At 69.3% G+C, this 19,952-nt stretch carries 22 protein-coding genes and 1 tRNA gene; 16 read left to right on the top strand and 7 right to left on the bottom strand.

Translation table 11 applies throughout. The annotated features are described in order from the left end of the window. The first annotated feature begins 8 nt into the window (after positions 1–8). Positions 9–278, top strand: a complete 270-nt coding sequence (locus ACWIBS_RS07315; protein WP_376130590.1) for an HPr family phosphocarrier protein — start codon at positions 9–11, stop codon at positions 276–278. A 75-nt stretch (positions 279–353) separates the two neighbouring features. On the opposite strand, the gene ACWIBS_RS07310 is transcribed toward ACWIBS_RS07315, so the two are convergent. After that, complete coding sequence (locus ACWIBS_RS07310) at positions 354–992, bottom strand: MBL fold metallo-hydrolase (protein ID WP_376130593.1); 639 nt, start codon at positions 990–992, stop codon at positions 354–356. Between the two features lie 107 nt (positions 993–1,099). On the opposite strand from ACWIBS_RS07310, the gene ACWIBS_RS07305 reads away from it, so the two are divergent. Next, positions 1,100–1,175: transfer RNA gene (locus tag ACWIBS_RS07305), tRNA-Glu, on the top strand. Positions 1,176–1,426: 251 nt separating this feature from the next. On the opposite strand, the gene ACWIBS_RS07300 is transcribed toward ACWIBS_RS07305, so the two are convergent. Together ACWIBS_RS07300 and ACWIBS_RS07295 are read right to left on the bottom strand one after the other, a co-directional pair. Next, positions 1,427–2,527, bottom strand: a complete 1,101-nt coding sequence (locus ACWIBS_RS07300) for a DUF4349 domain-containing protein (RefSeq protein ID WP_376130596.1) — start codon at positions 2,525–2,527, stop codon at positions 1,427–1,429. Then, positions 2,524–3,081: an RNA polymerase sigma factor gene (locus ACWIBS_RS07295; protein WP_376130599.1), complete on the bottom strand. Its 558-nt coding sequence runs from the start codon at positions 3,079–3,081 to the stop codon at positions 2,524–2,526. The genes ACWIBS_RS07300 and ACWIBS_RS07295 overlap by 4 nt, the downstream gene beginning before the upstream one ends. Positions 3,082–3,336: 255 nt before the next feature. On the opposite strand from ACWIBS_RS07295, the gene ACWIBS_RS07290 reads away from it, so the two are divergent. The 7 genes from ACWIBS_RS07290 (at position 3,337) to ACWIBS_RS07260 (ending at position 10,940) form a co-directional block, all read left to right on the top strand. Continuing rightward, the gene (locus ACWIBS_RS07290; RefSeq protein ID WP_376130601.1) at positions 3,337–4,419 is read left to right on the top strand and encodes a TerC family protein; all 1,083 of its coding nucleotides are present in this window, start codon (positions 3,337–3,339) and stop codon (positions 4,417–4,419) included. Positions 4,420–4,555: 136 nt separating this feature from the next. Next, on the top strand, positions 4,556–6,016 hold the full coding sequence (gene leuC / locus ACWIBS_RS07285; protein WP_376130604.1) for a 3-isopropylmalate dehydratase large subunit: 1,461 nt from the start codon (positions 4,556–4,558) through the stop codon (positions 6,014–6,016). A 1-nt stretch (position 6,017) separates the two neighbouring features. Next, positions 6,018–6,614, top strand: a complete 597-nt coding sequence (gene leuD, locus ACWIBS_RS07280) for a 3-isopropylmalate dehydratase small subunit (RefSeq protein WP_376130607.1) — start codon at positions 6,018–6,020, stop codon at positions 6,612–6,614. Positions 6,615–6,692: 78 nt separating this feature from the next. Next, positions 6,693–8,057: a UDP-N-acetylglucosamine 1-carboxyvinyltransferase gene (murA, locus tag ACWIBS_RS07275; RefSeq protein WP_376130610.1), complete on the top strand. Its 1,365-nt coding sequence runs from the start codon at positions 6,693–6,695 to the stop codon at positions 8,055–8,057. Continuing rightward, positions 8,044–8,826, top strand: a complete 783-nt coding sequence (locus ACWIBS_RS07270; RefSeq protein WP_376130613.1) for a lysophospholipid acyltransferase family protein — start codon at positions 8,044–8,046, stop codon at positions 8,824–8,826. Before murA ends, ACWIBS_RS07270 begins: the two co-directional genes overlap by 14 nt. After that, entirely contained in the window at positions 8,816–9,952 is a 1,137-nt protein-coding gene (locus ACWIBS_RS07265) for an NAD(P)H-dependent glycerol-3-phosphate dehydrogenase (protein ID WP_376130616.1), read from the top strand. The genes ACWIBS_RS07270 and ACWIBS_RS07265 overlap by 11 nt, the downstream gene beginning before the upstream one ends. Further along, the gene (locus ACWIBS_RS07260; protein WP_376130619.1) at positions 9,852–10,940 is read left to right on the top strand and encodes a D-alanine--D-alanine ligase family protein; all 1,089 of its coding nucleotides are present in this window, start codon (positions 9,852–9,854) and stop codon (positions 10,938–10,940) included. The genes ACWIBS_RS07265 and ACWIBS_RS07260 overlap by 101 nt, the downstream gene beginning before the upstream one ends. Here ACWIBS_RS07260 and ACWIBS_RS07255 read toward each other — a convergent pair. Further along, complete coding sequence (locus tag ACWIBS_RS07255) at positions 10,937–11,428, bottom strand: DUF3515 family protein (RefSeq protein ID WP_376130622.1); 492 nt, start codon at positions 11,426–11,428, stop codon at positions 10,937–10,939. The two genes, ACWIBS_RS07260 and ACWIBS_RS07255, sit on opposite strands and share 4 nt — an antisense overlap. 58 nt (positions 11,429–11,486) lie before the next feature. Here ACWIBS_RS07255 and thiL point away from each other — a divergent pair, with 58 nt between their 5' ends. Then, positions 11,487–12,470: a thiamine-phosphate kinase gene (gene thiL / locus ACWIBS_RS07250; RefSeq protein ID WP_376130625.1), complete on the top strand. Its 984-nt coding sequence runs from the start codon at positions 11,487–11,489 to the stop codon at positions 12,468–12,470. On the opposite strand, the gene rsmD is transcribed toward thiL, so the two are convergent. Further along, positions 12,456–13,025: a 16S rRNA (guanine(966)-N(2))-methyltransferase RsmD gene (rsmD, locus tag ACWIBS_RS07245; RefSeq protein ID WP_376130628.1), complete on the bottom strand. Its 570-nt coding sequence runs from the start codon at positions 13,023–13,025 to the stop codon at positions 12,456–12,458. The genes thiL and rsmD overlap by 15 nt on opposite strands. 48 nt (positions 13,026–13,073) lie before the next feature. On the opposite strand from rsmD, the gene ACWIBS_RS07240 reads away from it, so the two are divergent. The 6 genes from ACWIBS_RS07240 to mutM all read left to right on the top strand — a co-directional run bounded on the left by ACWIBS_RS07240 (position 13,074) and on the right by mutM (position 18,170). Continuing rightward, complete coding sequence (locus ACWIBS_RS07240) at positions 13,074–15,236, top strand: ATP-dependent DNA helicase RecG (protein ID WP_376130631.1); 2,163 nt, start codon at positions 13,074–13,076, stop codon at positions 15,234–15,236. 35 nt (positions 15,237–15,271) lie between these two features. After that, complete coding sequence (gene coaD / locus ACWIBS_RS07235; RefSeq protein WP_376130634.1) at positions 15,272–15,769, top strand: pantetheine-phosphate adenylyltransferase; 498 nt, start codon at positions 15,272–15,274, stop codon at positions 15,767–15,769. 95 nt (positions 15,770–15,864) lie between these two features. After that, a complete protein-coding gene (locus tag ACWIBS_RS07230; protein WP_376130651.1) occupies positions 15,865–16,365 on the top strand; it encodes a YceD family protein in 501 nt (166 codons plus the stop codon). Positions 16,366–16,367: 2 nt separating this feature from the next. Further along, positions 16,368–16,577: a 50S ribosomal protein L32 gene (gene rpmF, locus ACWIBS_RS07225; protein ID WP_019179169.1), complete on the top strand. Its 210-nt coding sequence runs from the start codon at positions 16,368–16,370 to the stop codon at positions 16,575–16,577. Between the two features lie 14 nt (positions 16,578–16,591). Next, entirely contained in the window at positions 16,592–17,284 is a 693-nt protein-coding gene (rnc, locus tag ACWIBS_RS07220) for a ribonuclease III (protein ID WP_376130639.1), read from the top strand. After that, on the top strand, positions 17,277–18,170 hold the full coding sequence (gene mutM / locus ACWIBS_RS07215) for a bifunctional DNA-formamidopyrimidine glycosylase/DNA-(apurinic or apyrimidinic site) lyase (RefSeq protein ID WP_376130642.1): 894 nt from the start codon (positions 17,277–17,279) through the stop codon (positions 18,168–18,170). Before rnc ends, mutM begins: the two co-directional genes overlap by 8 nt. Before the next feature lie 4 nt (positions 18,171–18,174). On the opposite strand, the gene ACWIBS_RS07210 is transcribed toward mutM, so the two are convergent. Beyond that, positions 18,175–18,696 (bottom strand): GNAT family N-acetyltransferase, encoded by a 522-nt coding sequence (locus ACWIBS_RS07210; RefSeq protein WP_376130645.1) that lies wholly within the window; start codon positions 18,694–18,696, stop codon positions 18,175–18,177. An 18-nt stretch (positions 18,697–18,714) separates the two neighbouring features. Then, positions 18,715–19,803: a GNAT family N-acetyltransferase gene (locus tag ACWIBS_RS07205; protein ID WP_376130648.1), complete on the bottom strand. Its 1,089-nt coding sequence runs from the start codon at positions 19,801–19,803 to the stop codon at positions 18,715–18,717. Between the last annotated feature and the right edge of the window lie 149 nt (positions 19,804–19,952).

Below are 19,952 nucleotides of genomic sequence, written 5' to 3'. Positions count from 1 at the left end.
GGGAGACCATGGCAGAACGTCAGGCGACCATCGCGAGCAGCTCCGGGTTGCATGCGCGTCCCGCGAAGCTCTTCGTGCAGGCGGTCCAGGAGAAGAAGATCCCCGTCACGATCGCCGTCGAAGGCGGCAAGGATCTCAACGCCGGCAGCATCCTCTCGCTCATGGGCCTGGGCGCATCGCAGGGGACGGTCGTGACGCTGAAGGCCGAGGGTGACGGTGCCGAGCAGGCGCTGGACGAACTCGTCGCCCTCCTCGAAACCGATCTCGACGCGGAGTAGTCTCTACGACAGCGAACGACGGATGCCGCGGGTCGAAGCCGCCGCGGCATCCGTCGTTGTCGTTGGGCGAGTGCCTCAGATCTCCGTAGACTCGCCCGGATCGAGCGTGAGGAAGGTTCCCCCGTTCTGCTCGGTCGCCCACGCGAGACGCGCGCGGTGCATGTCGCGGCCGGCGACCGACAGCGTCATATCGTGCGTTCCGAACGCGCGCCGCGGCGCGACGGCGACCACGAAGTCCATCGCTTCGCCGATCTTGAGCCACGGAGCGCCGAGCGGAGCGGCCAGCAGTTCGACGTCGACGCCCTTCGGCACGGAGTACGAGTCGCCGGGGTAGTAGAACGCGTCGTCGACGAGCACGCCCACGTTGTCGATGACCGGGATCGAGTCGTGGATGACGGCGTGCGTGCCGCCGAAGAACCGCAGCTCGAAAGGGGCCACCGAGACCGTGTCGCCGGGCTCGACCACGATGATCCCGTATGCGGGCGCGGCCTTGGCGACGCCCTCGGGGCCGTAGATCGGCACGTCAGGGTGGACGGCGCGCGCCCGGTCGAGGTGTTCGCTCGTCCAGTGGTCGGGGTGCTCGTGCGTCAGCACGACGGCCACGACTTTCGACAGGTCATCGAGGGGGAGCGTGAACGATCCCGGGTCGATGAGGAGGGTGCCGTCGGCCTTGTCGATCCGCAGCGCGGCGTGCTCGAATTTGGTCACTCGCATGCCTCGAGTCAAGCGGCCGGGGCCTCGCGCGGCAAGGCCCGAGGCCACTCCCGCCCCGATTTGGAACAGCGCCCGCGGCATGGCACAATTGAACGGTTGTCGCGAACGGCCCCATCGTATAGCGGCCTAGTACGCCGCCCTCTCACGGCGGTAACGCGGGTTCGAATCCCGCTGGGGTCACCAACAAGAAAAGGCTCGTCCGTAAGGACGGGCCTTCTCTGTTAACGCCCGGACCGGGTGAGAACCGCAGGCGGGGCGGCCGGCGCGGCTCGGAGTGTCACGCGAAGCTCGGAGTTACACGCGAAGCTCGGAGTTTCACGCGAAGCTCGGACCTGTCCAGGTCGAGGCTCCGAACTCGGCGCGGATCTCCGAACTCGGCGCGGATCTCCGAACTCAGCGGCGATCTCCGAACTCGGCGGCACGTGCGGCGGCGGTCAGCCGGCCCGCGCGGCTCTGCGCCGTCGCACGGACCGCACGACCGCCCACACGACAGCGCCCGCGACGCCGACCACGGCGAGCCAGGGGAGAAGGAACCCCAGCGCGATGACGATGCCGTTGAGCGTCGCGACGAGTCCGTTCCAGCCGGCGGCGAGGCCGTCGCCGAATCCCGCAGGGTCGGCCTCGACGACGGGGGTAACCGGCGACAGCGAGACCGTGAGCGACGACAGCGACACCTGGTCCGTGAGCAGCTCGAGCTGCTGCTCGAGGGATTCCAGCTCGGACTGGCGCTCGGCGAGAGCCGACTCGGCGGCGATGAGGTCGGACAGGTCGCCCGCCAGCGCCATCAGTTCGGTGAGCCGGGTGACGGAGGCCCGAGCCGCATCGATGCGTGCGGACAGGTCGACGGACTGTTCCGTGACGTCCTGACGCTGCACGGACGACGCCGTCACGTCGCCGAATTCCGCCAGCTCGTCGACGAGCGCTGTCAGCTCGCCGGCGGGTACCCGCACGGTGACCCAGGCGCCGTCGACCGGGACGGGGGGATAGGGCTCGTGAACGAAGCCCGTCGCGGGGTCTACCGTCATCGTCCGGCCCGTCGTGCCGACATTCATCGACTCGACGTAGCCGCCGCGGTCGACGGCGGCGTCGGAGACGGAGCGCGCTGCCTCGGCGACGTCGGAGACCACGATCGACGCAGATGCCGTCGTGATGACATCGCGGGCATCGTCGAGGTGACCTCCCGCATCCATCTCGGGCGTCAGTTCGACGCCGGCAAGCTCTTCGCGCGAGACGCTCGACTCGCTCTCGGCCCACGCTCCGCCATCGGATGCCGGTGCGACAAGCGGCACGGCGGAGTCGGCGCCCGACTGACCGGTGGCGGTGATCATGCCCCCGACGGCGGGTGAGATCAGCGCCGCGATCGCGACGACGGCGGCGGCCGCTCCACCGGCGATGCCCCAGCGCCCACGACGCACGCGGCGCGCCTGCTCGGCGGTGCGCTCGCGAGCGATATCGGCGAAGACGGCGTTCTCGATGTCGTCGATGCGTGCCTCGCTGAGCTCCGGCAGGGCGGCGTCGATGGGTGACGTGTTCATGTGCTCTCCTTGACGACGGTCCGGAGGCGCGTCCGGATGCGGGAGAGACGATTGCGGACGACGCCGTGTGCGACACCGAGCTCATCGGCCGCCGCCTGGTACGCGTAGCCTTCGGCGGCGCAAAGCCGGAAGATGTCCTGATCGAGCGGACTGAGGCCTTCCACTTCGCGCAGGATCCGCTCCGCGAGCTCGGTGTCGATCACCTGCTGCTCGACGTCGACGGTGGACGGCAATGTGTCCTCGACCGCGGTCGACGTGCGTTCGCGATCCCGGCGCTGCATCCGCATCCGGTTGGCCGACTGGAACCGGCAGATCGTCGCGAGCCAGGGCAGCAGCGAATCGCTCGCGAGCTCCATGCCGGGCAGCTTCCGCCACGCGACGAGGAAGGTCTCCTGCGTCACGTCCTCCGCGTCGGCCGCGTTGCCCAGCAGCCCGTGCGCGAGCCAGTACACGGGGCGAACGTACGTCCGGTACAGCGTGCGGAAGGCACGCTCGCTCCCGCCCGCGGCCTGCGCCACGAGCGTCGCATCACTGCGTGCGGGGTCGATCGTCATGCCCGTCCTTCGGTCCGCGCGCCGTCGAGCGCGTGAAGCATCCGTCATCTCTCAGCATGTCAGTGTCGCCCGCGCGCGGTTCGTCTCAGGTTGCCGTGCGTGGCGGTAGGGTTGTTCCCGCGAGAGGGAGTATCCCGCCAACGCGCCCCCGTCATCACGGGCCCCGATGAGAGTGGCCCCGGGTGTGCGTCGCGAGCATCAGCTCGCGGGGAGAGACTTTCGGTTCTTCGCCGCACCCTCCCTCGAAAGGCCCGCATGGACCTCGTCCTTCCGCTCTGGTTCGAAATCGGCTCGCTCGTCGTTCTGACGCTCATCCTCATCGGCGATCTGCTGCTGATCATCAAACGCCCGCACATCCCCTCGACGAAGGAGTCGAGCCTGTGGGTCGTCTTCTACGTCACCCTCGCGCTCATCTTCGCGCTGTTGATGTGGATCTTCGCCGGTGGCGAGTACGCGGGGCAGTTCATCGCGGGATGGCTGACCGAATACAGCCTCTCGATCGACAACCTCTTCGTCTTCGTCTTGATCATGACGCAGTTCTCGGTGCCTCGCCGCTACCAGCAGAAGGTGCTCATGGTGGGCATCATCATCGCGCTCATCCTGCGCGGGCTGTTCATCCTCGTCGGCGCCGCCGTCATCGAGAACTTCAGCCCGATCTTCTACGTCTTCGGCGCGTTCCTGATCTGGACGGCATGGCGGCAGGCCTTCCCCGGCGGCGACCACGACGACGAGGCCAAGCGCGAGAACTTCATCGTGCGCATTCTGCGCCGCACGATCGACATCTCCGACGAATACGACGGCGACAAGGTGCGCACCGTCGTCGACGGTAAGAAGATGTGGACGCCCATGATCATCGTCTTCGCGGCGATCGGCGTGACGGACCTGCTGTTCGCCGTCGACTCGATCCCCGCGATCTTCGGCATCACCCAGAGCGCCTTCATCGTGTTCACGGCGAACATCTTCGCCCTGATGGGGCTGCGACAGCTCTACTTCCTGCTCGGCGACCTGCTCGATCGTCTGCGGTACCTGCACTACGGCATCGCGTTCATCCTCGCCTTCATCGGCGTCAAGCTCATCCTGCACGCCATGCACGTCAACGAGCTGCCCTTCATCAACGGCGGCGAGCACATCGAGTGGGCTCCCGAGATCTCGACATGGGTGTCGCTGGGTGTCATCATCGCGGCCATGGCGGTCGCGACGATCGCGAGCCTCGTGGCGTCTGCGCGCGATCGTCACGCGGAGACTCCGGATGCCGCGGCCGCGGCCGTCGCCGAGGAGAAGGGCACACCTCCCACGGTCGAACAGCCCGAGCCCGAGAGCCGCGGCGACGACCGCTGACGCCCCCGGTGGTAAGCTTCACCGATGCGGATCGCCCGACTTCTCCTTAGCGGCCGCGACGAGTCCTAGTCTCCAGGCCTCCCTCGTCGCGGAGTTCGTCACGGGCTTGATCCCCATCTCAAGGAGCACGACCAGCATGAGCACCACTGTTCCGGGCATGTCCGAACGCCCGCGCACTCTCGCCGAGAAGGTCTGGGACGATCACCTCGTCGTCAAGGGCGAGAACGGCGAGCCGGACCTCATCTACATCGACCTGCACCTCGTGCACGAAGTCACGAGCCCGCAGGCCTTCGACGGCCTGCGCGCCGAGGGCCGGCCCGTCCGCCGCCTCGACCTGACGATCGCGACCGAGGACCACAACACCCCGACGCTCGACATCGACAAGCCGATCGTCGACCTGACCAGCCGCACCCAGATCGAGACGCTGCGCCGCAATGCCGAGGAGTTCGGCATGCGCCTGCACTCCCTCGGCGACGCCGAGCAGGGGATCGTGCACGTCGTCGGTCCGCAGCTCGGATTGACGATGCCCGGCGTCACGGTGGTCTGCGGTGATTCGCACACCTCGACCCACGGTGCGTTCGGCGCGATGGCCTTCGGTATCGGCACGAGCGAGGTCGAGCACGTGCTCGCCACCCAGACCCTGCCGCTCAAGCCCTTCAAGACGATGGCGATCACGGTCGAGGGCGAGCTCAAGCCCGGTGTCACCGCGAAGGACATCATCCTCGCCATCATCGCCAAGATCGGCACCAACGGCGGTCAGGGATACGTCCTGGAGTTCCGCGGCAGCGCCGTCCGCGCCCTCTCGATGGAGGGGCGCATGACGATGTGCAACATGTCGATCGAAGCCGGCGCGCGTGCCGGCATGGTGGCGCCCGACGAGACGACCTTCGCCTATGTGAAGGACAAGCCCCACGCGCCCCAGGGTCAGGACTGGGAGGATGCGGTCGCGTACTGGCGCACTCTGCCCTCGGACGAGGGCGCCGTGTACGACGCCGAGGTCTTCCTCGACGCGAACGAGCTCGAGCCCTTCGTGACCTGGGGAACGAACCCCGGTCAGGGGGTGTCGTTGAGCGACGTGATCCCCTCGCCCGAGGACTTCGCCGACGCCAACGAGCGTGCCGCCGCCGAACGTGCCCTGGAGTACATGGACCTCGTGGCGGGCACGCCCCTCAAAGAGGTCCCCGTCGACGCCGTGTTCATGGGGTCGTGCACGAACAGCCGCATCGAAGACCTGCGGCAGTTCGCGTCGATCGTGCAGGGTCGCAAGAAGGCCGACGGCGTGCGGGTCATGGTCGTGCCAGGCTCGGCGCGCGTGCGCCTGGAAGCCGAAGCCGAGGGCCTGGACAGGATCTTCACCGAGTTCGGGGCCGAGTGGCGGTTCGCCGGCTGCTCGATGTGCCTCGGGATGAACCCGGATCAGCTCGCGCCCGGCGAACGCTGCGCATCGACGAGCAACCGCAACTTCGAAGGCCGTCAGGGCAAGGGAGGCCGGACGCACCTCGTCTCGCCGCTCGTCGCGGCGGCGACCGCCGTGCGCGGCACGCTGTCAAGCCCTGCCGACCTCGACGTGCCCGCCCTCATCGGAACGGAGCTCTGACGTGGAGAAGTTCAGCACCCACACCGGCATCGCGGTGCCCTTCAAGCGCTCCGCGGTCGACACCGACCAGATCATCCCCGCCGTGTACCTCAAGCGCGTCACCAAGACCGGCTTCGAGGACGCCCTGTTCGCGAGCTGGCGGCAGGATCCCGAGTTCATCCTGAACCAGCCCGTCTACCAGGGTGCGTCGATCCTCGTCGCGGGTCAGGACTTCGGCACCGGCTCCAGTCGCGAACACGCCGTCTGGGCGCTGCGCGACTTCGGGTTCGCCGTCGTCCTCTCGACGCGCTTCGCCGACATCTTCCGCGGCAACGCCGGCAAGCAGGGACTCGTCACCGGTGTCGTCTCGGAAGACGACCTCGAGACGATCTGGGCGGCGCTCGACGCACAGCCCGGCATCGAGATGACGGTCGATCTCGTCGCCCGCACGGCGACGGTGGGTGATTCGACCGTCGCTTTCGACATCGATGATTACACTAGGTGGCGGCTTCTCGAAGGGCTCGACGACATCGGGCTCACGCTGCGCAACGAAGACAAGATCGCGCAGTTCGAGGCTCGCCGCGAGGCATGGCGACCGCGGACGCTCCCTGTCCCGTAAGCCAGGCGACGCGCCCCACAAGGGCGCAGACCCGCACGACATTGCCGTTCCTCGTCACACACAAGTGAGGTCCACTGGATGAAGATCCTTCTCAACGACTCCGCCCCGGCGGGCAACAAGGAAGCATCCGGAGAGATCCTCGCGATCCGCGGCGGGCGACCACTCTCGGGACGGGTCGAAGTGAAGGGCGCGAAGAACCTCGTCACGAAGGCGATGGTCGCAGCACTCCTCGGTGAGACGACGAGCACGCTGCGCGGCGTTCCCGACATCAGCGACGTCCAGGTCGTCCGCTCGCTCCTCGAGGTGCACGGTGTGCGCGTCGAAGACGGCGACGAAGAGGGCACGATCCACCTCGATCCCTCGGGCGCCGTCGCCGCGCACTTCGAAGAGATCGACGCGCACGCCGGGGCCTCCCGCATCCCGATCCTGTTCTGCGGACCGCTGCTGCACCTGTTGGGTGAAGCGCTCATCCCCGATCTGGGCGGATGCCGCATCGGCGACCGCCCCATCAACTTCCACATGGACGCCCTGCGCGCGTTCGGCGCCGTCGTGGACAAGAGCTACGAGGGCATCCGCATCACCGCCCCCGACGGCTTGCACGGCGCGAACATCGTGCTGCCCTACCCGAGCGTCGGCGCAACCGAGCAGGTGCTGCTGACGGCCGTGCGCGCGAAGGGCACGACCGAGCTGCGCAACGCAGCGATCGAGCCCGAGATCATGGACCTGATCGCCGTGCTGCAGAAGATGGGCGCGATCATCTCGTACGAGCCCAACCGCGTCATCTTCATCGAGGGTGTGGATCGCCTCGACGGCTACGACCACCGGGCGATCTTCGACCGCAACGAGGCGGCATCCTGGGCGTGTGCCGCCCTCGCGACCGACGGGGACATCTTCGTCGGCGGGGCCAAGCAGCAGGAGATGCTGACGTTCCTCAACGTCTTCCGCAAGGCCGGCGGCTGGTTCGACATCCGCGAGGACGGTATCCGGTTCCGCCGCGGCGGCGACCTCAAGCCCGTCATGGTCGAAACCGACGTGCATCCCGGGTTCATGACCGACTGGCAGCAGCCCCTCATCGTCGCCCTGACCCAGGCGCACGGCACCTCGACCGTGCACGAGACGGTGTACGAGAACCGGCTCGGCTTCACGCACGCACTCAACCAGATGGGCGCCGACATCGTCGTGCACCCGCACGGCATCGACAGCCCCGAGCGCCGCGTGCCGCGGCGGGCGCTGGAACAGGCCGCCGTCATCGAGGGGCCCTCGGCTCTGCGCGGTGCCGATGTCGAGGTGCCCGACCTGCGCGGCGGGTACAGCTATGTCATCGCCGCACTTGCCGCCGAAGGCGAGTCGACCGTGCGCAACGTCGGCATCATCCGCCGGGGGTACGAGAAGTTCTTCGCGAAGCTCGACGCGCTCGGCGCCGACTTCGATGTCGTGGGATAAGCCGGTGGCGCCTCAACGACTCCGCGCGTCTGCCGAGAAGAGACGTCCCAGCCTGTTCTGGGCACTCGCGAGCATCGTCGTGCCGCTCGCGGGCGTGCTGATGAAGGTCGAGATCCGCAATCCCGAGAAGCTTCCCCGCGAGGGAGCGTACGTGCTCGCACCCAACCACTACTCGGAGTTCGACCCCGTCGCCGTCGCGGTCGCCGTGTGGAAGATCGGTCGCGCGCCGCGGTTCATGGCGAAGGAGAGCCTGTTCCGCGTTCCCGTGCTCGGCGCGGCGCTGCGCGGCACGGGAATGATCCCCGTCGCCCGGCAGGCGTCCGCCTCGACGGCACGCCAGACCCTCGCCGCGTCCGAACAGCTCGTCGAGCACGGGCGCGGTGTCGTCGTGTACCCCGAGGGCTCCCTCACGCGCGAGCCCGACATGTGGCCCATGCGGGGCAAGACCGGTGCGGTGCGGCTCGCCCTCGAGGGCGGCATCCCGCTGATTCCCATGGCCCAGTGGGGGGTGCAGCAGATCATGCCGCGCTACGGCAAGTTGCGACTGTGGCCGCCGCGTCGCCGGGTGCAGGTCATCATCGGCGACCCCGTCGACCTGACCGCGTTCCGCGGACGCGAGCACCAGCAGTCCGCTCTCGTGCAGGCCACGGACCTGCTGATGGGTGAGATCGCCGGGCTCCTGGGCGAGCTGCGCGGCGAGCCCGCTCCCGCGACGCGATGGAACCCGGCCGATCACGGTCAGAAGGAGACGGGCCGACTTGAGTCGTAGACACGGTGCAGGACGTCCCCGCGTCGCCGTCATCGGCGCCGGCAGCTGGGGAACGACCTTCGGCAAGATCCTCGCCGACGGGGGAGCGCACGTGACGATGTGGGCGCGCCGCCCCGAGCTGGCCAACGAGATCCAGGAGGGCAAGCGCAACAGCGAGTACCTCCCCGGCGTCAACCTGCCCCGCTCGATGTCGGCGACCCACCATCTGTCCGACGCGCTCGACGGCGCCGATCAGGTCTACCTCTCCATCCCCAGCCAGGCGCTGCGACAGAACCTCAAGGCCGTTCGACCGCTCGTGGCGAAGTCCGACGCGCCCATCGTCTCGCTCATGAAGGGCGTCGAACGACGTTCGGGCCTGCGCATGAGCCAGGTCATCGAGCAGGAGCTGCACATCGACGCCGACCGAATCGCGGTCGCCTCCGGCCCCAACCTCGCGCTCGAGATCGCGCGCGAGCAGCCGACGGCGGCGGTCATCTCGTCGACGAGCCAGGAGACCGCCGAAGCCGTCGCGCGCTGCGCACGCAACCCCTACTTCCGCACGTTCGTGAACACCGACGTCATCGGCACCGAGTTCGGGGGAGTGCTCAAGAACCTGATCGCCGTCGCGATCGGCATCGTCGACGGCGTCGGGTACGGCGAGAACACGAAGGCGGCCATCATCACGCGGGGACTCGTAGAGATGACGGACTTCGCCGTCGCCTACGGTGCGCAGGCCGACACCCTCCAGGGTCTCGCGGGCCTCGGCGACCTCATCGCGACGTGCCAGTCACCCCTCAGCCGCAACAACACGGCGGGGCGTCTGCTCGGGCAGGGCTACCGCTTCGACGATGTCGTCAAGCAGATGAACCAGACGGCCGAAGGGCTCGCGTCGGTCGCTCCGATCCTGCAGCTGGCCCGTGAGGTGGGTGTCGAGATGCCCATCGTCGAGCAGGTCAAGCGCGTGCTCGACGGCACCATGAACCCGCGCGACATCGCGCCGCACCTGACGACCGACGACGACACACCCCAAGGGGAGAGGACGCAGAATGGACAGGCCGGCGGTGGCGGTGCTCTTTGGCGGACGCTCCAGCGAGCATTCGATCAGTTCCGCGACGGCGGGGGGCGTTCTGCGGGCGATCGATCGTGATCGCTTCCGCGTCATCCCGATCGGCATCACTCGTGACGGCGCGTTCGTCCTCGAAGACGACGATCCCGACAAGTTCGCCCTCGATGCCGAGCACCTGCCCGAGGTCGTCGACAACGGCACGCGCATCCTGTGGCCCGACTCGACGCTCACCCGCGAGCTGAGGGTCACCGAAGCGGGCGGCACGCGGTCGCTCGGAGAGGTCGACGTCGTCTTCCCGATCCTGCACGGCCGGTTCGGCGAGGACGGCACGGTGCAGGGCATGCTCGACCTGCTCGGGTTGCCCTACGTCGGCGCCGGTGTGCTGATGTCGGCGATCGGCATGGACAAGCACGCGACGAAGTCCGCCCTGAAGGCCGCCGGCGTGCCGGTCGTGCCCTGGGTCTCGGTGACCCGCGCCGACCTCGCCCGTGCGCGCGACCTGTGGGAACGCCGCATCCGCTCGCTCGGTCTGCCGGTGTTCGTCAAGCCCGCCCGGGCGGGTTCGAGCGTGGGCGTGTCGAAGGTCTCCGACTGGGATGAGCTCGACGCTGCGCTCGAGGTCGCGTTCGCCGAAGACCGCACCGTGCTCGTCGAGCAGGCCGTGTCCGGTCGCGAGATCGAGTGCGGCGTGCTGCCGGGGCGCGACGGCGCCGAGCCGCGGGTCAGCGTGCCGGGCGAGATCGTCGTGACGGGCCGGGACTTCTACGACTTCGAGGCGAAGTACCTGGGCGCGCCGGGCGTGGAGCTCGTGTGTCCCGCCGACATGCACCCGGGCGAGCAGGCCGAGATGCAGCGCATCGCCGCGCAGGCGTTCGAAGCCCTCGGCGGCGAAGGGCTCTCCCGCGTCGACTTCTTCTTCACCGGCACCGAGTTCTTCGTCAACGAGGTCAACACGATGCCCGGCTTCACGCCGATCTCGATGTTCCCGCGCTGCTGGATCGCGTCGGGCATGACCTACCCCGAGCTCGTCGGAGAGCTCATCGACGCGGCGCTCGCTCCGGTCGCTTAGTCCTCGGCGCCCTCGAGCGCGTCACTGGTGTTGATGCACGCGCGCTCGGCCGGGATCGCCGCCGAGATGATGGGGCCGAGTCGATCGAGCACGGCGTTGGAAGAGACGACCTCGTTGTCGACGAAGACTTCGATCGCGGGGGTGCGGCCGTAGGTCGTCACGAGATAGCGCGGCGCCTGCGACTCGTCGACCACCCAGTCGATGCCGCCCAGCGTGATGCAGCGGGCTTCGGTCGGACCGGGCGGGGTGACACCGCACGCGAGGATGATCGACGTGTCGTCCGAGCCCCACGCTCCGGTCGCCTGCGCGTCGGTCCAGCGCCGCTGCTCGCCGTCGACGGAGCCCGGCAGGCGCACCGTGATCTCGGCGCAGAGCGGATCGTTGGCATCGGGCGCGGGCTGCAGGGCGACGGTCGTCGAGCACCCCGCAAGGACAGCGGCGAGAGCCGTCGCGGCGACGAGGGAGGACAGGACGCGGGATGCACGCACCCCTCCAGGCTAACCGGCCCTGAGACGCCCCGGCGCCGGTCGGCGTTAGCGTGGGAGGGTGACGACAGCAGCGAACGACCCCCGCATCGGTGACCTGAGCGAGGGGGCCATCCTGCGCCGCATCCTGGATCGCCTGGGCGCCTCGGACGCGCTCGTCGGGCCCGGCGACGATGCCGCCGTGCTGGCGATGCCCGACGGGCGGGTCGTCGCGAGCGTCGACACCCTCGTGCACGGACCCGACTTCCGCCTCGCCTGGTCGAGTGCATTCGACCTCGGGTGGAAGTCCGCCGCCGTCAACCTCTCGGACATCGCGGCGATGGGCGCGCGCCCGACGGCGCTGCTGGTCGCCCTCGCGATGCCCGATGACACACGCTCGTCGTTCGTCGACGGGCTCGCCGAGGGGCTGCGAGCCGCCTGCGACGCGCTCGCGCCCGGCTGTGCCGTCGAGGGCGGCGATCTGACCGTGTCGGACACGCTGACGGTCGCCGTCACGGCCCTCGGCTCGCTCGACGGCCGTGCCCCCGTGCTGCGGTCGGGGGCGCGTGCCGGCGACACGGTCGCCGTCGCGGGCGATCTGGGACTCGCGGGCCGCGGTCTGCACCTGCTGTTCTCCCGATTCCGGGATGCCGCGGGTCGGCCGGCCCCCGTCGACGCGACGACGCTGACGCCCGACGAATCGCGCGACCTCGCGGCGCAGCTGCGTCCGTCACCGCCCGTGCCCCTCGGCGCCGTGGCCGCGGATGCCGGTGCGACGGCGCTGATGGACGTGTCGGACGGCCTCGTGCTCGATGCGACGCGCATCGCGGAGGCCTCCGGCATCACGATCGACCTGGACGGCGCCCTCGATCAGGCGCAGCTGAGCGGCGGCGAAGACCATGCGCTGCTCGCGACGTTCCCCGGCGACATCGCTCTTCCCGAGGGGTTCCGGGCGATCGGCCGCGTCACTGCGGCAGGCGACTCACCCGTGCTCGTCGGCGGACGGCCGTATGCCGGCCGCGGGGGCTGGGACCCGTACCGGGACTGGGACTCACACGTCGGCTGACGTGCCCGACCACCACAGCGTCGTGTCGCCGTAGCGCTTGTCCCGCACGGCCTCCAGCCCGGTCGGCAGGTCCGGCGGGCCCGAGCGGGTCGCGCGTTCGACGATGACGGTGGCGCCGGGGGCGAGCAGCGGCACGAGCAGGTCGAGCACGAGCGAGAGCTCGTCGACGGGCAGGTCATAGGGCGGATCGATCAAGACGAGGTCGAACGGCCCGCGCGCGGAGCGCAGGTAGCCGGCGGCGGCGGTGCGGTGCACGCGCACGGTGCCCTGCACGCCGTCCACAGCGGCGACGCGGTCCGCGTTCTTCTGCACAACGGTCGCCGCACGCGGGTTCTTCTCGACGAGGTCGACCGAGGCCGCCTCTCGGCTGAGCGCTTCGAGGCCGAGGGCGCCCGACCCCGCATAGAGGTCGAGCACGCGGGCGCCCTCCACCTCACCTGCCGACTCGAGGGCGCTGAAGAGGGATTCGCGCACCCGATCGCTCGTCGGCCTGGTGCCGGCATCCGGCACGGTCAGGGCGAACGATCCGGCACGGCCCGCGATGATCCTGGTCACACGCACAGCCTACGAGGCGACGTCCGACGCCCTGCATAGACTCGGTGCATGCCCGCCCTGACGCTCGAGTCCCGCCTCGACGGCGTCGTGGGCGGCAAGACGGCGACAGCGCTCGCGAAGGCGTTCGAGATGCGAACGGTGGGCGACCTGCTGTCGCACTACCCCCGCCGGTACGCGCGTCGTGGCGAGCTCACGCCGATCGCCTCGCTGCCGCTGGGCGAACCCGTCACGATCGTCGCCGAGGTCGTGCGGGTCAACGAGCGCCGCATGCAGAACCGCAAGGGCACGCTGCTCGAGGTGCTGATCAGCGACGGTCAGGGGCAGCTGAGCCTGACGTTCTTCAATCAGGCGTGGCGCGCGAAAGACCTGAAGCCCGGCCGCCGCGGGATCTTCGCCGGAAAGGTGGGGGAGTACCGCCGCGTGACGCAGCTGACGCACCCCGACTACGAGCTCTTCGACGACGAAGAGGCCGCCCGCCAGAACGCGCAGGCCTACGCGACGATCCCCATCCCCATCTACCCCGCGACGAGCACGCTCGCGAGCTGGCAGTTCACCAAGATCGTCGAGCTCGTGCTCGACGGCCTCGGCGACGTGCCCGACCCTCTGCCCGACGAGCTGCGCATCCGCCACGGCCTGGTCACGGCGCGTGAGGCGATCGAGTGGATCCATCGCCCCGCCGACGAGACGCAGTATGCGGCAGCGCGGCAGACGCTGCGCATGCACGAGGCCTTCGTGCTCCAGGCGGCCCTGCTGCAGCAGCGCAACTTCGTACGCGCCCTGTCGGCGACGCGGCGTGAGGCCGGTGGGCTGCTCGAGCGTTTCGACGCTGCGCTGCCGTTCGCGCGCACCCCCGACCAGATCACGGTCGGCGACCAGATCGAGGGCGACCTGCGCGGCGACTGGCCCATGAACCGGCTCGTGCAGGGCGAGGTCGGGTCGGGCAAGACGCTCGTGGCGCTGCGGGCGATGCTGCAGGTCGCCGAGAGCGGCGGGCAGTCGGCGCTCATCGCACCGACCGAGGTTCTCGCGGCGCAGCATGTGCGCTCGATCGCACGGATGCTGGGTCCCGAGCTCGCCCCCGAGCTCATGCCGACGCTCCTGACGGGCCAGCTGCCGGCCGCCGAGCGGCGCAAGGCGGCGCTGCGCACGGCGTCGGGACAGGCCCGCATCGTCGTGGGCACGCACGCGCTCCTGAGCGAGTCGACGACATTCGCCGACCTCGGTCTCGTCGTCGTCGACGAGCAGCATCGCTTCGGTGTCGAGCAGCGCGAGGCGCTCCGCGCGAAGGGATCGTCGCCGCACGCGCTCGTGCTGACGGCGACGCCGATCCCGCGCACGGTCGCGATGACCGTGTTCGGCGATCTCGACGTCTCGACGATCCGCACGATGCCCGCCGGCCGTGCGGGCATCGAATCGTTCGTGGCGCCGCTCGCCGATCGCCCTGCGTGGTTCGGTCGCGTGTGGGACCGCATCGCCGAAGAGGTCGCGCTCGGTCGCCAGGCGTTCGTCGTCTGCGCGGCGATCGACGCCGAAGCGCTCACGAAGGAAGAGAAGGCAGACGTGGTCGTCGAGCCGGTCGAGGGTGATTCGCCGCGCACGCGCTGGGGGGTGGTGCAGGTCGGCGACCTGCTGTCGCGGCATCCGGCCTTCACGGACATCCGCGTCGAGATCCTGCACGGCAAGATGCCGTCCGAGACGAAGGATGCCGTCATGCAGGCGTTCGCGCGCGGAGAGGTCGACGTGCTCGTCGCAACGACCGTCGTCGAGGTCGGTGTCGACGTGCCGAACGCCTCGACGATGGCGATCCTCGAGGCCGACCGGTTCGGGGTCTCGCAGCTGCACCAGCTGCGCGGCCGGGTCGGGCGCGGCGGTGTTCCCGGGCTCTGCCTGCTCGTCACCGAGGCGGCAGCGGGCAGCCCCGCACGTCGCCGCGTCGAAGCCGTCGCGGCGACACTCGACGGCTTCGAACTCGCCGAGGTCGACCTCGAGCTGCGCGGGGAGGGCGACGTGCTCGGCGACGCGCAGTCCGGAGCCCGTTCGTCGCTGCGGCTGCTGCGCGTCGTGAAAGACGCAGACCTGATCGCCGAGGCCCGCATCGCCGCCGAACGGGTCTTCGCAGAAGATCCGGCACTGCTGCGGCATCCAGGCCTCGAGGCGGCCATCGAACGGCGGGTGGGGCGCGAAGAGCGCGCGGCCCTCGCGCGCACATGAGCCGAGCCGGTCGCCCACGACGATACGCTGGAGGGGTGAATCCCAGGATCGCCGTCGTCCCCGGCTCGTTCGACCCCCCGACTCTCGGGCATCTCGACGTCATCCGCCGGGCTGCATCCCTGTATGACCAGCTGCACGTGCTCGTCGTGCACAACCCCGACAAAGAGGCGATGCTGCCCATCGCACAGCGCCTCGCCCTGCTCGAACAGTCGATCAGCGAAGCGGGCATCGCCTCCGAGGTCGTCGTCGCGTCGTGGAGCATGGGTCTTCTCGTCGACTACGCGACCGATGTCGATGCTGGCGTGCTCGTCAAGGGCATCCGCTCGCAGGTCGATGTCGCCTATGAGACGCCCATGGCGATCGTGAACCGGCATCTCGCCCATGTCGAGACGGTGTTCCTGCTGCCCGATCCATCGCACGCCCTCGTCTCGAGCTCGCTCGTGCGCCAGGTCGCCGCGCTCGGCGGCGACGTCTCGCCGTATGTGCCCGGTCCCGTCGCGCGGTTCCTCGACACCGGCGCGCGCGGCCTCTGAGCCGCGCATCGCGGGTAGGATCGACGACCGTGAGTAGGCACAGACCCGGCGCATTCGCCATCCCGGTACGAGACATCGTCCGCCGAGCCGGCGAGATGCGCGAGCACGTGCTCGATCTCACCGCTCCCGAGAAGTGGGGCGAGGGGCTCGTCGCGGTCGAAGCGGGCGAACCCCTCACGATCGACGTCCGACTGGAATCGGTGCACGAGGGCATCCTCGTCTCGGCGACGATCGACACGGAGTACCGCGGCGTGTGCGGACGGTGCCTCACCGACATCGTCGAGCCTGTCGAAGTCGAGTTTCAGGATCTTTTCGCGTACCCTGGGGAGGAAACATCTGACTTCGAGGTTCAAGACGACCACGTGGATCTTGAAACTCCGGTCAGGGATGCGATCGTCCTGTCGCTTCCGTTTCAGCCGGTGTGTCAGCCGGATTGCCCCGGCCTCGATCCGGCCACGGGCGAGCGGATGGCCGAAAACACCGACGCAGAGCAGCGCGAATCCCTCGATCCACGCTGGGCCGCGCTCCAGGACTTCACCACAGACCCCGACACCGACGCCCCGCGTGCCGGTGCCGAGAACACAGAAGAGAGCTAGTCATGGCAGGTAACCCCCCGAAGCGGAAGGTCTCCCGCTCCAACACCCGTTCGCGTCGCGCGCAGTGGAAGGCCGAGGCCCCCACGCTGGTCAAGACGATCGAGAACGGCAAGGTCGTCTACAGCCGGCCGCACCAGGCGAAGGTCGTCACCGACTCGCAGGGCACCGAGCTGTTCCTGGAATACAAGGGCCGCAAGGTCGCCGACGTCTGATCGCGGCTGACGCCGTGACCACCGTCACGCCGGGTTCTGCCCGTCTCACCGACAAGCTCGGGGTCGACATCGACCCCGAGCTTCTGTCGCTCGCGCTCACGCATCGCTCCTGGGCGTACGAGCACGGTCAGGGTCCGCACAACGAACGGCTCGAATTCCTCGGTGATTCGGTGCTCGGCCAAGCCGTCACGGTACGCCTGTTCACGCGGCATCCCGAACTCGAAGAGGGTGCGCTGGCCAAGCGACGCGCCGCCGTCGTCTCGACGGTCGCCCTCGCCGAGATCGCGCGGACGATCGGTCTCGGCGAGCACATCAAGCTCGGCCGGGGCGAGACGCTCACGGGCGGGCGCGACAAGGACTCGATCCTCGCCGACACGACCGAGGCGATCATCGGGGCGGCCTACCTCTCGGCGGGACCGGATGCCGCGACCGAACTCGTGCTGCGGCTCGTCGGCCCGCTGCTCGACGACCCGGAACGGTACGGGGCCGCGATGGACCCCAAGACGGCGTTGCAGGAGCTCGCTGCGCGCCTGGACTCGGCGCCGCCGACCTACGAGGTCGGTTCGACCGGTCCCGACCACGACCGCCGGTTCACGGCCACCGTGCACGTCGCGGGCGTCTCCCGCGTCGGCGGCGGATCGAGCAAGAAGCAGGCCGAGATGGCGGCGGCGCTGACGGCATGGCGCGAGCTCAGCGGACGTGCCTGAGCTGCCAGAGGTCGAGGTCGTCCGCGCCGGTCTCGAGCCCGCTGTCTCCGGCGCGACCATCGCCGCCGTGACGGTGCTCGACGAACGAGCACTCACGCGGCACCCGGGCGACGGCGCGCACTTCGAGAGCGCGCTGACAGGGCTTACGATCCGCGGCGCCGCTCGCCGAGGCAAGTTCCTGTGGCTCCCGCTCGAGGCGTCGTCCGAGGCCCTCGTCGGACATCTGGGAATGAGCGGCCAGCTGCTGCTTCGTGCCGCCGGCGCACCGGTGGAGCGTCATGAGCGCGTGCGGTTCGACATCACGCACCCCGCCCATGGCGATCTCGCGGTGGTGTTCGCCGATCAGCGCACGTTCGGCTCGCTCGCGCTCGACGACCTCGTCGCGACGCCCGATGGCGCATCCGGCGGATTCGGCACGCCCGACCCGCTCGTGCCGACGCAGGTCGCGCACATCGCGCGCGATCCGCTCGATCCCGCGTTCGACGACGTCGGGTTCGCGCGGATCCTCGCGCGCAAGAACTCAGCCATCAAGCGCGTGCTGCTGGATCAGACCGTCGTGAGCGGCATCGGGAACATCTATGCCGACGAAGCCCTGTGGGACGCCCGCATCCACCCCGAATCGCCGGCCTCCGCGCTCTCGTCGCGGGCGGTCGGCAATCTGCTCACCGCGGTTCGCCGGGTTCTCGACAAGGCGCTCGCAGAAGGCGGCACGAGCTTCGACGCCCAGTACGTCAACGTCAACGGTGAGGCCGGGTACTTCGCGCACTCGCTGCACGCATACGGTCGCACGGGCGCACCATGCCATCGCTGCGGTCGTCCCATCGTGCGCGTGTCGTTCATGAACCGCTCGTCGCACTTCTGCCCGCGCTGCCAGCGGCGACGGTGACCCGTCAGCCCGCGGAAGGGCGGTCGATGGCGAACGCGAGGTGCGGCATCGCGACGCCGCGATAGTGCTTCACGAAGCGACCACGCACGGTCATCCCGAGGCGGATCGCGACGTTCATCGATGCGATGTTCGTGTCGCGCACCTGAGCGAAGAGCCGCTCCACTCCGAGCGTCTCGAACGCGTAGTCGCGGCACGCCGCGGCAGCCTCCGTCGCGTAGCCGTGGTGCCAATGCGCCCGGTTGAACAGGTAGCCGACCTCGATGACGTCCTGATCGAGGATGCGCTGCCGGGTGAGCCCGCACTGACCGATCGTCTCGCCCGAGGCGCGCGCGTCCACGCCCCACAGACCGAAGCCGTCGATGCGATAGCGCTCGAGGTTGCGATCGAGCCACGTCCGGACTTCACCATCGTCGAAGGGACCCTCGTACGCCGTCATCGTCGGCGCATCCTGAAGGATCGCGCGGAGCGCCGGCAGATCGGCGGCCGACATCTCGCGCAACGACAGCCGCGGCGTCTGAATCAGCATTCGGCCAGTGTGCCAGCGTCAGGACGGGAGCACCTTCTTCCACGCGCCGCCGTACGCGATCGGCGCGAAGCCGATCGCCTCGTTGATGTCGAGCATCGGTCGGTTCTCTTCGGCGTTGTAGGTCACGATGCGCGGCGAAAGCGGTGCGAGCTCGCGCCACCGTATGAGGCCCGCGCACTTGATGAGCATCCCGAGGCGGTGACCGCGATGTTCCTTCAGCACGAGGGTGTCCTCCTGGTGAGAGGCCTCGGTGCGGTCGACACCGACGACGAGCTCGTTGAAGGCGCACAGCTCGCCCGTTTCGATGTGCTGCGCCGCCGTCACGAGCATGAGTCGTCCCGTGTCGGCGTATGCACTGTCGTGTCGCGTCAGGCGCGCGGCATCCCAGGTCTCCTCATCGATCTCCATGCCGGCCGACGGAGCGTCGGTCGACATCCGGGACTTCATCCACGCGTATCCGTCGCGGTACTCGGCGGGCGTGGGGGGTGACCACTGCACGACGCGGTAGCCGGCAGCTGCGCCGGTCGCCTCGTCGAGCAGGCGCTCGACGCCGTCGAACGAACCTTTGAGGTCGAACGCACTGCTGCGTTCGACCTGCTCGAGCGTGTACCCGTGCCGCTGATAGAAGCGCGCCGCGTGGTCGTGTGGAATCGACCCGAATCCGGTCGGGGCATCCAGGTGCGGACCGTCGGCCGAGGGATGCGTCGCCCACGACTGCAGCACGGTGCGGCCGTGCTCCCGCGCGACGCGCTCGACCAGGTCGTACGCGGCCGCGCCGATCCCGCGGCTCCAGGTCTCGCGCAGCAGCTCGACGAGCCAGTAAGCGGTGCGCGATCCCGCTTCCTGGGGAATGTCGAGACCGACCCGGCCGACGAAGACGCCGTCCAGGACGACGGCCCACAGCAGGCGGATCTCGTCGGGTTCGGTCTGGTAGTGGGGGAGCAGCTCGGCGGCGGTGATCGTTTCGTCGCCGTGGCCTGAGATCTCTTCGTACACGCGGTTGCGCACGCGAACGTGCTCGACGAAGTCGGCGGCGTCCGGGTCGTCGACGTGTGCGGGAACGGTGATGGGGCGGAGCTCGAAGCTCGTGAGGGTCGTGCCGGTCATGACGATTCCTTGGTGAGTGGGGGGCCGTTCGGTGGTGCGACGTCAGGGAGGGGCCACGCCACCACAAGCCCCGGGTGGGGGAGAAAGGATGTAACGGGGGGGGGGGCCCCCCCCGCCCGCGGGGGCGCGGGGGGGGGGGGGGAGGGGTG

Source organism: Microbacterium sp. NPDC055442 (assembly GCF_053644215.1).
Note: the sequence above shows the minus strand (reverse complement) of the source record. Positions and strands in the feature narration are given on the sequence as shown.

Excerpts from the sequence above, each read along its gene's own strand:
- murA (WP_376130610.1), top strand. The coding sequence starts at position 6,693 with ATGAAGATCCTTCTCAACGACTCCGCCCCGGCGGGCAACAAGGAAGCA.
- ACWIBS_RS07205 (WP_376130648.1), bottom strand. The coding sequence starts at position 19,803 with ATGACCGGCACGACCCTCACGAGCTTCGAGCTCCGCCCCATCACCGTT.
- ACWIBS_RS07295 (WP_376130599.1), bottom strand. The coding sequence starts at position 3,081 with ATGACGATCGACCCCGCACGCAGTGATGCGACGCTCGTGGCGCAGGCC.
- ACWIBS_RS07290 (WP_376130601.1), top strand. The coding sequence starts at position 3,337 with ATGGACCTCGTCCTTCCGCTCTGGTTCGAAATCGGCTCGCTCGTCGTT.
- ACWIBS_RS07260 (WP_376130619.1), top strand. The coding sequence starts at position 9,852 with ATGGACAGGCCGGCGGTGGCGGTGCTCTTTGGCGGACGCTCCAGCGAG.
- leuC (WP_376130604.1), top strand. The coding sequence starts at position 4,556 with ATGAGCACCACTGTTCCGGGCATGTCCGAACGCCCGCGCACTCTCGCC.
- rpmF (WP_019179169.1), top strand. The coding sequence starts at position 16,368 with ATGGCAGGTAACCCCCCGAAGCGGAAGGTCTCCCGCTCCAACACCCGT.
- ACWIBS_RS07300 (WP_376130596.1), bottom strand. The coding sequence starts at position 2,527 with ATGAACACGTCACCCATCGACGCCGCCCTGCCGGAGCTCAGCGAGGCA.
- ACWIBS_RS07230 (WP_376130651.1), top strand. The coding sequence starts at position 15,865 with ATGCGCGAGCACGTGCTCGATCTCACCGCTCCCGAGAAGTGGGGCGAG.
- ACWIBS_RS07310 (WP_376130593.1), bottom strand. The coding sequence starts at position 992 with ATGCGAGTGACCAAATTCGAGCACGCCGCGCTGCGGATCGACAAGGCC.
- ACWIBS_RS07210 (WP_376130645.1), bottom strand. The coding sequence starts at position 18,696 with ATGCTGATTCAGACGCCGCGGCTGTCGTTGCGCGAGATGTCGGCCGCC.
- ACWIBS_RS07240 (WP_376130631.1), top strand. The coding sequence starts at position 13,074 with ATGCCCGCCCTGACGCTCGAGTCCCGCCTCGACGGCGTCGTGGGCGGC.
- ACWIBS_RS07315 (WP_376130590.1), top strand. The coding sequence starts at position 9 with ATGGCAGAACGTCAGGCGACCATCGCGAGCAGCTCCGGGTTGCATGCG.
- ACWIBS_RS07270 (WP_376130613.1), top strand. The coding sequence starts at position 8,044 with ATGTCGTGGGATAAGCCGGTGGCGCCTCAACGACTCCGCGCGTCTGCC.